9 protein-coding genes and 1 pseudogene are annotated in these 15,512 nt (G+C 71.5%); 4 read left to right on the plus strand and 6 right to left on the minus strand.

Annotation, left to right across the window (positions count from 1 at the left end; translation table 11 throughout):
- The 3 genes and pseudogenes from J1C73_RS15560 to J1C73_RS15570 form a co-directional block, all read right to left on the minus strand.
- Nucleotides 1-338, minus strand: a pseudogene (locus tag J1C73_RS15560) (sensor histidine kinase); the annotation flags it as partial.
- A gap of 32 nt (nt 339-370) precedes the next feature.
- On the minus strand, nt 371-1,159 hold the full coding sequence (locus J1C73_RS15565; protein WP_207316897.1) for an ABC transporter permease: 789 nt from the start codon (nt 1,157-1,159) through the stop codon (nt 371-373).
- A 1-nt stretch (nt 1,160) separates the two neighbouring features.
- Entirely contained in the window at nt 1,161-2,099 is a 939-nt protein-coding gene (locus J1C73_RS15570; RefSeq protein WP_207316898.1) for an ABC transporter ATP-binding protein, read from the minus strand.
- 165 nt (nt 2,100-2,264) lie between these two features.
- Between J1C73_RS15570 and J1C73_RS15575 the strand changes: the two genes are divergently transcribed.
- On the plus strand, nt 2,265-4,151 hold the full coding sequence (locus tag J1C73_RS15575) for an ABC transporter ATP-binding protein (protein WP_207316899.1): 1,887 nt from the start codon (nt 2,265-2,267) through the stop codon (nt 4,149-4,151).
- On the plus strand, nt 4,148-6,049 hold the full coding sequence (locus tag J1C73_RS15580) for an ABC transporter ATP-binding protein (RefSeq protein ID WP_207316900.1): 1,902 nt from the start codon (nt 4,148-4,150) through the stop codon (nt 6,047-6,049). Before J1C73_RS15575 ends, J1C73_RS15580 begins: the two co-directional genes overlap by 4 nt.
- 153 nt (nt 6,050-6,202) lie before the next feature.
- Here the strand turns inward: J1C73_RS15580 and J1C73_RS15585 are convergent, their stop codons facing one another.
- On the minus strand, nt 6,203-7,786 hold the full coding sequence (locus J1C73_RS15585) for an MFS transporter (RefSeq protein WP_207316901.1): 1,584 nt from the start codon (nt 7,784-7,786) through the stop codon (nt 6,203-6,205).
- Nucleotides 7,787-7,924: 138 nt separating this feature from the next.
- On the opposite strand from J1C73_RS15585, the gene J1C73_RS15590 reads away from it, so the two are divergent.
- Nucleotides 7,925-8,836: a TetR/AcrR family transcriptional regulator C-terminal domain-containing protein gene (locus J1C73_RS15590; protein ID WP_207316902.1), complete on the plus strand. Its 912-nt coding sequence runs from the start codon at nt 7,925-7,927 to the stop codon at nt 8,834-8,836.
- A 163-nt stretch (nt 8,837-8,999) separates the two neighbouring features.
- The gene (locus J1C73_RS15595; RefSeq protein WP_207316903.1) at nt 9,000-11,045 is read left to right on the plus strand and encodes a M4 family metallopeptidase; all 2,046 of its coding nucleotides are present in this window, start codon (nt 9,000-9,002) and stop codon (nt 11,043-11,045) included.
- Nucleotides 11,046-11,126: 81 nt separating this feature from the next.
- Here J1C73_RS15595 and J1C73_RS15600 read toward each other — a convergent pair whose 3' ends face one another.
- Both J1C73_RS15600 and glgP read right to left on the minus strand, forming a co-directional pair.
- The gene (locus J1C73_RS15600; protein ID WP_207316904.1) at nt 11,127-12,350 is read right to left on the minus strand and encodes an alginate lyase family protein; all 1,224 of its coding nucleotides are present in this window, start codon (nt 12,348-12,350) and stop codon (nt 11,127-11,129) included.
- Nucleotides 12,351-12,564: 214 nt separating this feature from the next.
- Nucleotides 12,565-15,168: an alpha-glucan family phosphorylase gene (gene glgP, locus J1C73_RS15605; RefSeq protein ID WP_207316905.1), complete on the minus strand. Its 2,604-nt coding sequence runs from the start codon at nt 15,166-15,168 to the stop codon at nt 12,565-12,567.
- Nucleotides 15,169-15,512: the final 344 nt, after the last annotated feature.

Here is a 15,512-nt window from a genome sequence, read left to right on the forward strand (position 1 = left end):
CGGGCCGCGTCGAAGTAGCCGAGCGTCGCGAAGATGGCGAAGAAGGGGTTGCACCAGGTCAGCCCGAGGGCGAGGAGCGTGCGGACGACGAAGTAGAACTGCGGCGTCCGGCCGGACGCGGTCCGTACCCGTCCCCACCAGAGCTGGAGCACGAGCGCCGACGGCACGAGGACCGCGATGACGTACACGTCCTGGCGCGACATGATCAGGTCGCCGGTCACCGCCGAGACCGCGGTGGCCAGGGCCAGCAGCCCGTACGGTCCGTACCGGAAGAACCGCTCCCACCACTGCTCGGCCGTCGCCACCCGGATCACGGCTTCCCTCTCCCCCGCGCTCATGGCCGCAGTCTCCCCCGGATCGGCCGAGGTCGTCACTCCCACCGGAACCTGCGGACCGCGACCCCCGCCGCCAGTACGGTCCACAGCGCCACCACCCCGAGGTACGCCCAGCTCGGCCAGCCACCGGACGCGGCCCGGTCGAGCGCCTGGGAGGCGGCGCCGAACGGGGTGACCTGGACGATGCGGCGCAGGGTGTCGGGCATGGTCTGCACCGGCACCCAGACACCCGCGGTGAACATCGTCACGAAGAAGACGACCGAGCCGATGGCGGCCGAGATCTTGACGGTGCGGGAGATCGCGCAGACCAGCGCGCCCAGGGCCAGCACGCAGGCGACGGCGAGCAGCAACGCCAGCAGATAGCCGAGGGGCTGTCCGGGCGGCCGCACGTGGAAGGCGATCCGGCCGACCGCCATCACCAGCAGGGCGGAGCCGAGTGCCGCGGCGCCGTGCAGGACGATCTGCGCACCGAGCAGGGCGGCGGGCCGTACGGGGGTGGTGGACATGCGGCGCAGGATGCCGCGCTCGCGGTAGCCGGTCAGTACGGGCGGCATCGCCTGCAGACCGGCCATGATCATGGCGAGCAGCACGGCCACGGGGACGTACAGGTCGATGACGCGCCGGCCGCCGAGTGCGTCGTCGTGCTCCCGGAAGGACGGGATCAGTCCCAGGATCGTCATCAGTACGGTCGGGAAGACGAGGATCCAGAACAGGCTGCCGGGTTCGCGCAGGAAGAGCCTGGTCTCGGACCTGAGGACCGCGAGGGAGGCGCCCGCCGGGGCGGTGCGGGGCCCGTGGCCGGGGACGGTGTTCGCTGTGGCCATCTCAGACTGCCCGTTCTGTGAGTGCGTGCCGCTCGGCGGGGCCGGGGTGCTCGGTGAGGTCGAGGAAGGCGTCGTCCAGGCTGGCTTCGGCGACGCGCAGCTGGTGCGCGGTGATGCGGAGCCGGGCCAGCAGCGAGATCACGGCGTTGACGGTCTCGTCGTCGCCGTTGATGACGATGCGGCCGTTGCGGCTCTCGCACGAGGCCGCGCCGGGCAGCCGCGCCAGTTCGGCGTCGTCGAGCGGCTGCGCGGGCGTGAAGGAGATGACCGTGGAGCTGCCCGCCTTGGCGATCAGCCCGGACGGGGTGTCGAGGGCGACGACCCTGCCCTTGTCGATCACGGCGATCCGGTCGCAGAGCCGCTGGGCCTCCTCCATGAAGTGCGTGACGAGCAGGACCGTGACACCGCTCTCCCGTACCTCCTCGATCAGCTGCCAGGTGTCGCGCCGGGCGCGCGGATCGAGCCCGGTGGTCAGCTCGTCGAGGACCACGACCCGGGGGTTGCCGACGAGTGCGAGTGCGATGGACAGCCGCTGCTTCTGACCGCCGGAGAGTTGGCCGAACCGGGTGGTGAGCTTGGTGTGCAGGCCGAGCCGCTCGGCCTGCGACCGCCAGTCGGCGGGGTTCGGGTAGAACGCGCTGTACAGCTCAAGAGCCTCGCCCACCGTGATCTTGGGCTGGAGTTCGCTCTCCTGGAGCTGGGCGCCGAGCAGCAGCGTCACCCGGTCATGGTCGGCGACGGGGTCGAGCCCGGCGACCCGGACCGTACCGGAGTCGGGGACCCGCAGTCCCTCGACGCATTCGACGGTGGTGGTCTTGCCCGCACCGTTGGGGCCGAGGATCCCGAAGATCTCCCCCTCGTCGACGGCGAAGCTCACCCCGTCCACCGCGGGGCGTCCGGCGTAGGCCTTGTGCACCCCGTCCACTTCGATGATTGCCATGTCCACGAGCATCCCGGCGCCGGCCCGCGCGCGGCATCCGCCATCGCGCTCGAACCGGCATCAGCCGATCGGTTGATGCCGCGTTACGACGTCCAGCGGTCCGGCCCCGGCCGCACGAGAAAAGCAGATGAGCGATGTCAGTGGTGAACCGTAGGCTCGCCCCTGATGCCCGAAGAACATGCAGAGCCCAATGACCGGTCCGCCGCACGCTCCCTGATGCGGCTGTGGCCGTATGTGAAGCCGGTACGGGCCCGGCTGTCCGGCGCGATCCTGATAGCGGTCGTCGCCTCGTGCCTCGGCCTGGTGATCCCGCTCGTGCTGAAGTGGATGGTCGACGGCCCGGTCGCCGACGGGGACCCCGGCGGCGTCTGGCTGGGGGCGCTGTATCTGCTGCTGCTCGGGATCGCGGAGGCGTTCCTGTTCGGCCTCCGGCGCTGGGTGGTGGCGCGTCCGCTGGCCGGTGTCGAGGCGTCGATGCGGGCCGGCCTCTACCGCCATCTGCAACGCCTGCCGGTCGCCTTCCACGACCGCTGGCCGTCGGGCCAGCTGCTGTCGCGCGGGACCACCGACCTGATGCTGGTGCGGATGTTCCTGTCCTTCCCCCTGACCTACCTGGTGGTCAACTCCACCACGATCGTGGTCGGTTTCGTGATTCTGCTCGGCCAGGAGTGGACGCTCGGCCTGGTGCTGCTCGTCCCTGTCGTGCCGCTGATGATCGTCTGCTCGGTCTTCGAGGCGAAGTACTCGCTGGTGGCGCGCAGGGCCCAGGACCAGGTCGGCGATCTGACGACGGTGGTCGAGGAGAGCGTGCTCGGCATCCGTATCGTCAAGGGCTTCGGCCGGCACCGCAGCCAGGCCCTCGCGTTCCGCGCCCTCGCGCAGCGGCTGCGGGCCACGGAGCTGGACAAGGCGCGGCTGCTCGCCGGCATCTGGGCCCTCATCACCACGATCCCCGAACTCGCCATCGGGGCGGCGCTGGTGCTCGGCACGATCGAGGTCGCGGACGGCGGACTGTCGGCGGGCACGCTGGTCGCCTTCCTCTCCACGGCGCTGGCGCTGCGCTGGCCGGTCGAGTCGATCGGCTTCCTGCTGGCGATCAGCCAGGAGTCGGCGTCGGCGACCGAGCGGTTCTTCGAGGTGATGGACGTGGCCGAGGAGGAGGAGACCGCGACGCACCGCCCGGCGGCCGGGAGCCCGTCCGGTGGCCCGGCCGCGGATGCCTCGGGGGACGGCGGCATGGTCTTCGAGGGGGTCCGGTTCCGCTACCCGGACGCGGCGGAGGGTTCCGCTCCCGTGCTGGCCCGGATCGATCTGCGGATCCGTCCCGGCGAGACGATGGCCCTGGTCGGGGCCACGGGCTGCGGCAAGACCACGCTCACCGCGCTGGTGCCCCGGCTGCACGACGCCACTTCGGGGCGGATCACCCTGGACGGCGAGGACATCACCGCGATGCCGCGCGAGCGGCTGCGGGAGCTGGTGTCGGTGGCGTTCGAGGAGCCGACGCTCTTCTCGGCGAGTGTCGGCGAGAACGTCCTGATGGGCGCCGAGGGCGCCGGCGAGGACGAGCTGCGGCGGGCGCTCTCGGTCGCGCAGGCCGATTTCGTCCACGACCTGCCGCACGGGATCGACACCCAGGTCGGCGAGCAGGGGCTGAGCCTCTCCGGCGGTCAGCGTCAACGTCTCGCGCTGGCCCGTGCCGTCGTCGGCCGGCCGCGCTTCCTGGTGCTCGACGACCCGCTCTCCGCGCTGGACGTGCACACGGAGACGCTGGTCGAGGCCGCGCTGCGCAGCGTGCTGCGGGAGACCACGGCGGTGGTGGTGGCCCACCGGCCGTCCACCGTGATGCTCGCGGACCGGGTGGCGCTCCTGTCGGAGGGCCGGATCAGCGCGGTCGGCACCCACCAGGAACTGCTGCGCGGCAACGCCGAGTACGCCTGGCTGATGTCCGGCGCGGACCTCCCGGACGGCGAGGACGCGTACCCCGAGGGGCCAGGCCCGACCGACGACATCCTGGGCGCGAGCGCCCCTGCCGAGGAGGGCAGCAGCCGATGACCAGCACCACGACGGGACGGCCCACGGAACCCGGCGGCGACGGCGGGGACGAGGAGAAGTCCGCGCCGGGCACTGGGCCCCGTGGTCCCGCGCGCCCGCCGACGCCCAGGGACTCCTTCGACCGCGACGACCTGCCCACTCCCCGTGGCGCGACGCGCGAGCTGCTCCTGTCGCTGCTGCGTCCGCACCGCGGCCGGGTCGTGGTGGCCGCGCTGTTCCTGCTGGTCCAGCAGATCGCGGTGCAGGCCGGTCCGCTGCTCGTCGCGTACGCCATCGACAGCGGGGTGCCCGCGTTCCGGGACAAGGACTACGGGCCGCTGATCGTCGTGGGCATCGGCTACGCCCTCTGCTCCGTCGGCGCGGGAGCCATGCAGTACGCCTTCATCCAGGCCTCCGCGGGGGTCAACCAGGACGCCCTGCTCGATCTGCGCGGCCGGATCTTCCGTCATGCCCAGGCCCTGAGCGTGGACTTCCACGAGCGGTACACCTCGGGCCGGCTGATCTCCCGCTCCACCACCGATGTGGAGTCGCTGCGGGAGCTGCTCAGCGAGGGGCTGCAGGAACTGATCGGGGTCGTCCTCTCGTTCGTCTCCATCTCCCTGATGCTGCTCTGGCTGGACTTCGCGACGGGCGCCGTCGCCGTGCTCTCCTTCGCCCCGCTGTATCTGCTGGTACGGCTCTACCAGCGCCGGGCCGGAGTGATCTTCGCGGCCCGGTCGACGGCGATCGCCGCGGTCATCGTGAAGTTCGCGGAGACGATGAACGGCATCCGTCCCGTCCAGGCCTTCCGCCGGGAGCCGGTCAACGACGCGACCTTCCGGGAGCTGAACCACGAGCACCGGCGCACGAACGGCGACGCGATGATCGAGAACGCGCGTTACGTCGTCGGGTCCCGGCTGATCGCCAACACGGCGGTGGCCGGAATCGTGCTGTGGGGTGCCTACCGCGTCGCCTCCGGCACCCTCGCCCTCGGCGTGCTGGCCGCGGTGGTGCTGTATCTGCGGCGGCTCTACGACCCGATCGACCGGCTCAGCATGTTCCTCAACTCCTATCAGTCGGCGGCGGCCTCGCTGGAGAAGATCGCGGGCCTGCTGGCCCAGACCCCGACGGTTCCGGAGGCCCTGGAACCTCGGGAGCTGCCGCCGCTCACGGGCGAGCTCCCGGGCCGCGAGGTGGTCTTCGACTCGGTGAGCTTCGCCTACCGCACCGGTGGTGAGGTGCTGCCCCGTTTCGATCTGACCGTTCCCGCCGGGCAGACGGTGGCCGTGGTCGGGTCGACGGGCGCCGGCAAGTCGACGCTCGCCAAGCTGCTGGCCCGCTTCTACGACCCGACCGACGGCCGGGTGCTGCTGGACGGCACCGATCTGCGGGATCTCGCCGTCCCCGAACTGCGGCGCGGGGTGGTGATGGTGACCCAGGAGGCCTTCCTGTTCTCGGGGACCGTCGCCGAGAACATCGCGATCGGCAGCCCGGACGCGAGCCGCGAGGAGATCGAGCAGGCCGCGAAGGCGATCGGCGCCCACGATTTCATCAGCGGTCTGCCCGACGGCTACGACACCGACGTACGCAAGAGGGGCGGCCGGATCTCGGCCGGCCAGCGCCAACTGGTCGCCTTCGCCCGCGCCCTGCTGGCGAACCCGGCGGTGCTGATCCTTGACGAGGCGACCAGCTCCCTCGACATCCCGGGCGAGCGGGCGGTGCAGCGGGCGATGGACACCGTGCTGCACGGCCGCACCGCGGTGGTGATCGCCCACCGGCTGTCGACCGTGGAGATCGCGGACCGGGTCCTGGTGATGGAGCACGGCCGCATCGTGGAGGACGGCGCCCCGGCCGAACTCATCGGCGGCACGGGCCGGTTCGCGGGCCTGCACCGCGTCTGGCGGGAGAGCCTGGTCTGAGCGCGGCTGCGGTGCGGGTTCCGCTCCGCGGGAGTCGCCCGGAGCCGCCGGGGGCGCCGCCCGCACGGCTCACCGCCCATGCCGCCGGGCAACTCGTCGTTCTCGACCTGGCGGGCTTTGTGCACGAGCGCCTCCCTGGCCGACTGCCGCGTGTCATCGGCCTTCTGCGTCCGCGTGCCGAAGCGCTCCTCCCGCCGGCTCCGCGCTGAGCCGGTCCTCCGCATCGGCCGGCGTCGGTTCACCGGCACGCCGCAGCACCACGACAGAGATCAGCGCGGCCACCGCCATGGCTGCGGCCGCACCCGCCGCGGCCGTGTTCAGGCCGTGGGTGAAGGCCTTGGACGCGGCGGAGAGCAAGTCGTCCTGGCCGCGCGGCGGGAGCTGCCGGGCCACGGCCACCGCGCCGCCCAGGGTCTCCCGGGCCGCGTCGGGGGCGCCGGGTGCGGCGTCGGTCATGTCGCGCCCGTAGACGACCGCGCCGAGCGAGCCGAGCAGCGCCATGCCCAGCGCGCCGCCGAGTTCCTGGCCCGATTCCAGGACGGCCGCGGCGGAGCCGGCGCGCTCGGGCGGCGCGGCGCCCAGGGCGAGTTCGTTGGCCAGGGTCATCGCCGCGACCAGGCCGCCCGCGTAGACGGCGGAGCCTGCCAGCGTCACCCAGAACGGGGAGCCGGTCCGCGTCCCGGTGAGCCAGAGGAAGCCCGCCGCCGAGACGAGGAACCCGCCGCCCATGACGTATCCGCGGTCCAGGCGTTCGGCGAGCGCCCCGGCGGCCGGTGCGGCGACGACGACGCCGAGGGACGGCACCAGGCTCCACATCGCGGCCTCGAACGGGCTCTTGCCGAGGACGGACTGCACGTACTGCGAGAAGAAGGCGGCGAAGCCGATCGTCGCGGCCATCGCCAGGAGGTTGACGAGGACCGACCCCCCGTAGGCGCGGCGGCGCAGGAGGGCCAGGTCGACCATCGGGTGGGTGAGCCGGCTCTGCCGGTGGACGAAGACGAGTCCGAGGACGAGGCCGACGGCGATGCCGAGGGCGGGCAGCGGCCGGCAGCCGTGCTTGGCGATCTCCTTGATGCCCTGGATAAGCGGCAGCAGCGCGGCGAGCGAGAGCACGGCGCTCGGGACGTCGAACCGCGCCTTCACCGGGCTCCGGGACTCCGGGAGCAGCGCCGGCGCGGCCACCAGCAGGAGCGCCATCGCGGGCAGGTTGATCAGGAAGACCGCTCCCCACCAGAAGTGTTCGAGGAGGATTCCGCTGACGACCGGGCCCAGCGAGATCCCGGTGGCCATCACCGTCGTCCACAGCGCGACGGCACGGGAGCGCTGTTCCCGGTCGTGGAACAGGTTGCGGACGAGCGCGAGCGTGGACGGCATCAGGCAGGCGCCACCCACCCCGAGCAGCGCTCGGGCCGCGATCAGGGCCTCCGGGGACTGCGCGAGGGCGGCGGCGAGTGATGCCGCGGCGAAGACGACCGTGCCGCCCATCAGCACCTTCCGGCGGCCGATCCGGTCACCGAGCGCCCCCATGGTGACGAGCAGCCCGGCCAGCACGAACCCGTACATGTCGAGGATCCACAGCTGCTGGGTGGAGCCCGGTTCCAGATCGGCGCCGATGGCGGGCAGTGCGTAGAACAGGATGGAGACGTCCATCGAGACGAAGAGCAACGGCAGCATCAGCACGCCGAGTGCGGTCCATTCACGGCGGCCCGCGAGGGCGGCCGGCGGTGAGGAAGTCATGCCGGGAGCACAGCAGTGAGCCCGCGTACACCACAAACAGTGCCGTAGTGCATGGCCCGGAATCGACCCGGTCCCCGGCCGGTAAGGGCAGTTCGGAGCGGTGTACGACGTCCTTGGTGCACTAGTACAGTCCGCTGGGTGCCGACCGAACCGCCCTACCTCAGGATCGCCGCCGAGCTGCGCCGGCGGATCGCCTCCAGCGAACTCGCCCCGGGCGCGCGGGTGCCGTCCACCCGCGCGGTCGTCAGGGAGTGGGGCGTCGCCATGGCGACGGCCACGAAGGCGCTGGCCGTGCTGCGCGCGGAGGGGCTGGTGCGGGCCGTGCCGGGGGTCGGCACCGTGGTCGCGGATCGCGCTTCGCCCCTCGCCGCCGCCGGGGACGGGCCGGCGCTGAACCGCGCCCGGATCGTCCGCACCGCCGTCGAACTGGCCGACGCCGAGGGCCTGCCGTCCGTGTCGATGCGCCGGGTCGCGACGATCCTGGCCACGTCCACCATGGCGCTGTACCGCCATGTCCCGGGCAAGGCCGAACTGGTGCGGCTGATGTCGGAGGAGGCGCTCGGAGAGCGCCCGCTGGGGCCCGTGCCGCAGCACTGGCGGACCGGGCTGGAGCTCGCCGCCCGCTGGCTGCGCGCGGTGTACGGGCGTCATCCGTGGATGGCCCGGGCGATGGCCTCCTTCACCCGGCCCACGGCGTCCCCGCACGCGATGCGGTACACGGAGTGGGTGCTGCGCGCGCTGAAGGGCACCGGGCTGCCCCCGCACGCCATGCTCCACACCCACCTCACCCTCTTCGCGTATGTGCAGGGACTGGCCCAGGCCGCCGACCTGGAGGCGCAGGCGCGCCAGGACACCGGGCTGTCCGACGAGGAGTGGATGGCGCGGAACGAGCCACAGTTCGAAGCAGTCTCGGCAGGTGGGCACTTCCAGGTTCTCCACACTCTTTTCGAACACGACGCCTTCGAGCTCGACCTCGACGTCCTCTTCGAATTCGGGCTCGGGAGGACGCTGGACGGCATCGCGGTGATGATCGGCGAAACGTCCGCTTAACGAACATGACCATTACGGCAACGGACGAATTCCGGCCATCTTGTTGACGCGGTCCTGACAGAACCACCCTTCTGCTGACACTGTTCACCCCGTTCTGCGCACTGCCTGCTCTGCCCGGACGGCTCACCCTGCCGCCGGTACCCCCCTTGCAGAAGGAGTCCGCGTGAGATCCACGCCCAGCCGTCGTGCCACCGCGACCGGCGCTCTGATAGCCGCAGCAGCCCTTCTGGCCGCCGGAGTCCAGACCGGCACAGCCACAGCAACACCGGCCGGCGCGACCAGCGCCGCCGCCATCACCGCCGCGGCATCCGCAGGCGCCGATCACGGTGCGCTGCCCAGGCAGCTCTCCCCCTCCCAGCGTGCGGAGCTGATCCGCGACGCGAACGCGAGCAAGGCGGCCACCGCCAAGGACCTCGGTCTCGGCTCGCAGGAGAAGCTCGTCGTCCGGGACGTCATCCAGGACAACGACGGCACCACGCACACCCGTTACGAGCGCACCTTCAGCGGGCTCCCGGTCCTCGGCGGCGACCTGATCGTCCAGGAGTCGAAGTCGGGTACGACCCAGAGCGTCACCAAGGCCTCCAAGGCCACCACCGCCCAGCTGAAGGCCGTGTCCACGGCCGCGGACGTCGCTCCGGCGGCGGCCGAGAAGCAGGCGCTCGGTGCGGCCAAGGCCGACGGCTCGGACAAGACGGTGGCCGAAAAGGCGCCGCGCAAGGTCGTCTGGATGGCGAGCGGCAAGCCGCAGCTCGCCTACGAGACCGTGGTCGGCGGTCTGCAGGACGACGGCACCCCGAACGCGCTGCACGTCGTCACGGACGCGACCACGGGCGCGAAGCTCTACGAGTGGCAGGCCATCGAGAAGGGCACCGGCAACACCGAGTACAGCGGGCAGGTCACCCTCGGTACCGCCCCCTCGTACACGCTGACCGACACCGGTCGCGGCAACCACAAGACGTACAACCTGAACCACGGTTCGTCCGGCACGGGCACCCTCTTCTCCGGCTCGGACGACGTCTGGGGGGACGGAACCCCCCAGAACGCCGAGACCGCCGCGGCCGACGCGCACTACGGTGCGGCCGAGACCTGGGACTACTACAAGAACGTCCAGGGCCGGACGGGCATCCGGGGTGACGGCGTCGGTGCGTACTCCCGCGTCCACTACGGCAACAACTACGTCAACGCCTTCTGGGACGACAGCTGCTTCTGCATGACGTACGGCGACGGCAGCGGCAACGCCTCCCCGCTGACCGCGCTGGACGTCGCGGCGCACGAGATGACGCACGGCGTCACCTCCAACACCGCCGGCCTGGTCTACAGCGGTGAGTCCGGTGGCCTCAACGAGGCGACCAGCGACATCTTCGCCACCGCCGTGGAGTTCTACTCCAACAACGCCACCGACGTCGGCGACTACCTCATCGGCGAGAAGATCAACATCAACGGCGACGGCACGCCGCTGCGCTACCAGGACAAGCCGAGCAGGGACGGCGCGTCCAAGGACGCCTGGTACTCGGGCATCGGAAACGTCGACGTCCACTACTCGTCGGGCCCGGCCAACCACTTCTTCTACCTTCTCTCGGAAGGCAGCGGCGCCAAGACCATCAACGGCGTCTCGTACAACTCCCCGACCTCCGACGGCCTGCCGGTGACCGGCATCGGCCGCGACAAGGCCGCGCTGATCTGGTTCAAGGCGCTCACCACCAAGTTCAGCTCCACCACGAACTACGCGGCCGCCCGCACGGGCACGCTCGCCGCGGCCGGTGAGCTGTACGGCACGACCAGCGCCGAGTACAAGTCCGTGGCCGACGCCTGGGCCGGCATCAACGTCGGCGCGCGTCCCGGCGGCGGCACCGACCCCGGCGGCACGGTCTTCGAGAACACCACCGTCACGGCCATCCCGGACCACGGCGCGGCCGTCACCAGCTCGGTCAACGTCACCGGCCGTACCGGCAACGCCCCCAGCGCCCTCAAGGTCGGCGTGGACATCACCCACACCTACCGCGGTGACCTGGTCATCGACCTCGTCGCCCCGGACGGCACGGCCTACCGCCTGAAGAACTCGTCCTCCAGCGACTCGGCGGACAACGTCCAGACCACGTACACGGTCAACGCCTCCTCGGAGGTGGCGAACGGGACCTGGAAGCTGAAGGTCCAGGACGTCTACTCGGGCGACACCGGAAAGATCAACAGCTTCAAGCTGACCTTCTGAACCCAGCCGCACCGCATGTCCCGCGGCTGACGCGGCATCCCGCCCGGGAGGAGTACCCACTCCTCCCGGGCGGTCGTGTGCTCAGCCGGGGTTGTCCGCGTGGGTCAGCGTCTCCCAGGCGACGAACAGGTTGTCGGTCCCGGCGGGCCTGCGCTGCTGGGTGAGGGTCTGGGTGTTGGTCATCGCGATGCCCATCCGGTTGTGCAGCGCGTTGAACCCGACCTCGGTGACCGGGCCGAGGTCGTCCTTGAGCGATCCGCCGCACAGCGACGACGGAACGGCCTCCCCCAGCTGGTACCTGGCATGCAGGCCCAGCGCGTGGCGCAGCCGGTCGGCGATCTCCGGGTAGAGGTCCTGCCCCTGGATGCGACCGGTCTCGGCGATGTGCGAGATGGCCGAGAGACCGTAGCCGGTGTGGGTGAGGTCGCGGCAGGTCTCCTGCGTGAGCCCGTCCACGAAGGTCGACTGGCCCTGCCAGTACTTGACGATCTTGTCGCGGGTGTCCAGTCCGCTGCCGGGCGCCGCCTTCGGCAGCGCACCGTCCGAGGTCAGGTAGATGTACGCGGGAACACGTCCGCGGAACTTGGTGACCGCCTTGTCGTACGAGGTGCGGTCCTCCAGGAAGACCGAGATGCCGATGGCGGCCTCGGTCATGCTCAGTTCCCAGTTCCCGTTGCTGTTCGAACCGTTGATGACCTTGGGCAGGTAGACGTCGCGCAGCATGGTGGAGAACCGGCCCGCGTTCGGCCAGCTGCTGTACGTGTACTTGATGATCTCGGCGGCGCGCGGCCAGGAGGAGCCGGCCCAGCCGGTCTGGAGCGGGGCGTTGCTGTTGGTGTGGTCCTTGATCACGGCCGACCAGGCGTCCATGATCTCGACGGCCTTGGCGGCGTAGCGGCTGTCCTGGGTGAGGTACCAGGCCAGCGAGAGCGTGTAGGCGGCTATCGCGTCCTCGCGCTCGTCGGTGCAGCCGTAGTTGGGGTTGGAGTACGAGCCGCACTCCACGACGGCCCGGGGTCTGGCCGTCCGGCTGAGCGAGGCGTACTTGCCCGCCATCATCTGGTCGTACGCGCTCTTCCAGGGCTGCGCGCCGGCCCGCACCTTGGCGCGCACGAAGTCCAGCTGGGGGCGGCTGACGAGAACGCCGGGGTGGGTGAAGGCGGCGGGGGCCGCGGCCACCGCCGGGACCGGGGCCGGCGCGGCCCGGCCGACCGGGGCCGGCGCCGGGGCCATGGAGAAGCCGGTGAGCAGTGCCGCGAGGGAGGTGGCGAGGCCGAGGCCGCGCCCGATGGTTCCGGTGCGCATGTGGGGGTGCCTTCCGGTACGGAGGAGGTCCGGCAACTCGGCCCGAGACCAAGAGAGTTCACAGACATGAACCCTGAGTCGAGTGATGAACCCTGCGATGAGTGAGGAACTTAAATGCATCGCATGGACACGTCAAGCACATGCGTTCAGGAGACGAAGGGCCCGGCACCGGTGCAACGGTGCCGGGCCCACGGGGGAGCGGGAGAACGGGACGTCAGCGCATCAGCAGGCCCGCACCCTCGCCCGCTCCCCCCGCCGGCTGCGCCACCAGGCCGAGTTCGGCTCCGCCGGCCAGCAGCGGATGGGCGGGCAGCACCCGCACGGTGTACCCGTAGGGGCCCGTGCGGTCGAGGGCGAGCGGCCCCTCGTACAGCCAGCGGCCCTCCAGGTCCTGGCCCCCGGCCGGCTTCAGCGGGAACACCTGGGCGTCCGTGATGGCGTCGGCCGCGTCCACCCGGCCGGCCACCGCCTGCACCTCCACATCGTCCGGCTCCAGTGCCCCGAGGGTGATCCGGACCCGCAGCGCCAGCGTCGAGCCCAGCTCCGCCGAGCCGCCCGCCTCGGTGGGCGTCACCGCCTCGACATGGTCGACCGCCACCCGCGGCCAGGCCGCCCGGACCCTGGCCTTCCAGTCGGCCAGCTCCCTCGCGGTGGTGGCGTCCAGGGAGCGCTGGGCGAGGGCCGCGGGGGCGTACAGCCGCTCCACGTACTCACGGACCATGCGCCCCGCGAGGACCTTGGGGCCGAGGGTGCCCAGGGTGCGGCGGACCATCTCGATCCAGCGCTCCGGGAGCCCCTCACCCCCGTGGTCGTAGAAGCGGGGCGCGACCCGGTCCTCGATCAGCTCGTAGAGCGCGTTGGCCTCCAGGTCGTCACGCCGGTCCTCGTCCATCGCGGAGCCGTCGGCCGTCGGGATCGCCCAGCCGAAGTCCGGCTCGAACCACTCGTCCCACCACCCGTCGAGAACCGACAGGTTGAGGCAGCCGTTGAGGGCGGCCTTCATCCCGCTCGTACCGCACGCCTCCAGCGGGCGCAGCGGGTTGTTCAGCCAGACATCGCAGCCCGGGTAGAGCTTCTGGGCCATCGCCATCCCGTAGTCGGGCAGGAAGACGATGCGATGGCGCACCCGGGGGTCGTCGGCGAACCGGACCAGCTCCTGGACCAGCCGTTTCCCGCTGTCGTCGGCCGGATGCGCCTTGCCCGCCACGACGATCTGGATCGGGCGCTCCGGGTGGAGGAGCAGCCCCCGCAGCCGGTCGCGGTCGCGCAGCATCAGCGTCAGCCGCTTGTACGAGGGCACGCGGCGGGCGAAGCCGATCGTCAGCACGTCGGGGTCCAGGACGCCGTCGATCCAGCCGAGTTCGGCGGCCTCCGCGCCGCGGGTGCGCCAGGAGGCGTACAGCCGCTGCCGCACCTCGGTCACCAGCTGCTCGCGCAGCGTCCGCCGCAGGTCCCAGAGCTGCCGGTCGGGGATGGCGGCCGCGGAGTCCCACCGCCCCGGGGTGCCCCCGGACTCGGTGCGCAGCCGGTAGATCTCGGGTGCGACCCAGGTGGGTGCGTGGACCCCGTTGGTCACGGAGGTGATCGGCACCTCCGGGGCGTCGAAGCCCGGCCAGAGCCCGGCGAACATCCCGCGGCTGACCGCCCCGTGCAGGGTGGAGACCCCGTTGGCCCGCTGGGCGAGCCGCAGGCCCATCACGGCCATGTTGAAGACGCCGGGATCGCCGCCGTCGTACGTCTCCGTGCCCAGGTGCAGGATGCGTTCGGCGGAGACACCCGGCAGCTCGCCGTCGTCCCCGAAGTGACGGGCGACGAGTTCGCGGTCGAAGCGGTCGATCCCGGCCGGCACCGGAGTGTGGGTGGTGAAGACGGTGCCCGCCCGTACGGACTCCACCGCGGAGCCGAAGTCCAGGCCGTTGCCGGAGAGCTCCCGGATGCGTTCCAGGCCCAGGAATCCGGCATGGCCCTCGTTGGTGTGGAACACCTCGGGTGCCGGGTGGCCGGTGAGCCGGCAGTAGGCCCGCACGGCGCGCACGCCGCCGATGCCCAGCAGCATCTCCTGGAGCAGCCGGTGCTCGCTGCCGCCGCCGTACAGCCGGTCGGTGACCTCGCGTTCACCCGGGGCGTTGCCCTCCACGTCGGAGTCGAGCATGAGGAGCGGCACCCGGCCCACCCGGGCCTGCCAGATGTGGGCGTGCAGCGAGCGGCCGCCGGGGAGCGCCAGGACCACCTCGCTCGGCGTCCCGTCGGCTTCACGCAGCAGGGTGAGCGGCAGTTCGTTGGGGTCGAGGACGGGATAGTGCTCCTGCTGCCAGCCGTCCCGGGACAGGCTCTGGCGGAAGTAGCCGTGGCGGTAGAGCAGGCCGACACCGACCAGGGGAACGCCCAGGTCGCTGGCGGCCTTGAGATGGTCCCCGGCGAGGATGCCCAGCCCGCCGGAGTACTGGGGCAGCGCCGCGGTCACCCCGAACTCGGGCGAGAAGTAGGCGATGGCGGCGGGCAGCTCGACGCCCTGCACCAGTTGTTCCTGGTACCACCTGGGGCCCTGAAGGTAGTCCTGGAGACCGGCGGACGCCTCGGTCAGCCGGTGCAGGAACGCTTCGTCCCGGGCCAGCTCGGCGAGCCGCCCGGCGGACACGGCACCGAGCAGGCGCACGGGGTCGCCGTCCGCCGCCCGGCCGGCCACCGGGTCGACGGCCTGGAAGAGCTCACGGGTCTCGGTGTGCCAGGACCAGCGCAGGTTGCGGGCGAGGTCGCTGAGCGGTTGAAGGGGATCGGGGAGGACGGGACGCACGGTGAATCGACGAATGGCCTTCACGTATTCCACCTTTACAGGGGACGTCCTGATCCGAGGGGACGCACCACGGTGTGCGCCGCTCCGTCACCCTCGACGTTAGCTGCGCACGGCACTCGGCAACCACGGCGCACGGCCGTCCGGCGGCGTGCGACCCCGGGCGGGCCGACCGCCCCTTCCGCTCCGCACACCCGAGCACCGCCAGGCACTGGACGCAGATCCAGGCACATCCGTCACAGGCGTTATGGCCGATTCCCTCACCTCGTACGGCCTTGTGGGCCTTCGCCCCACGGGGAAGGCTTCCCAGTGGCGCCCGCCGTCCCCGCGTGCACCGGCTTTCCGCAACCCCGCGCATGCGCGGCGGAGCC

It is taken from the genome of Streptomyces laculatispora (assembly GCF_017353455.1).
In the GTDB taxonomy this organism is placed as follows: Bacteria; Actinomycetota; Actinomycetes; order Streptomycetales; family Streptomycetaceae; genus Streptomyces; species Streptomyces laculatispora.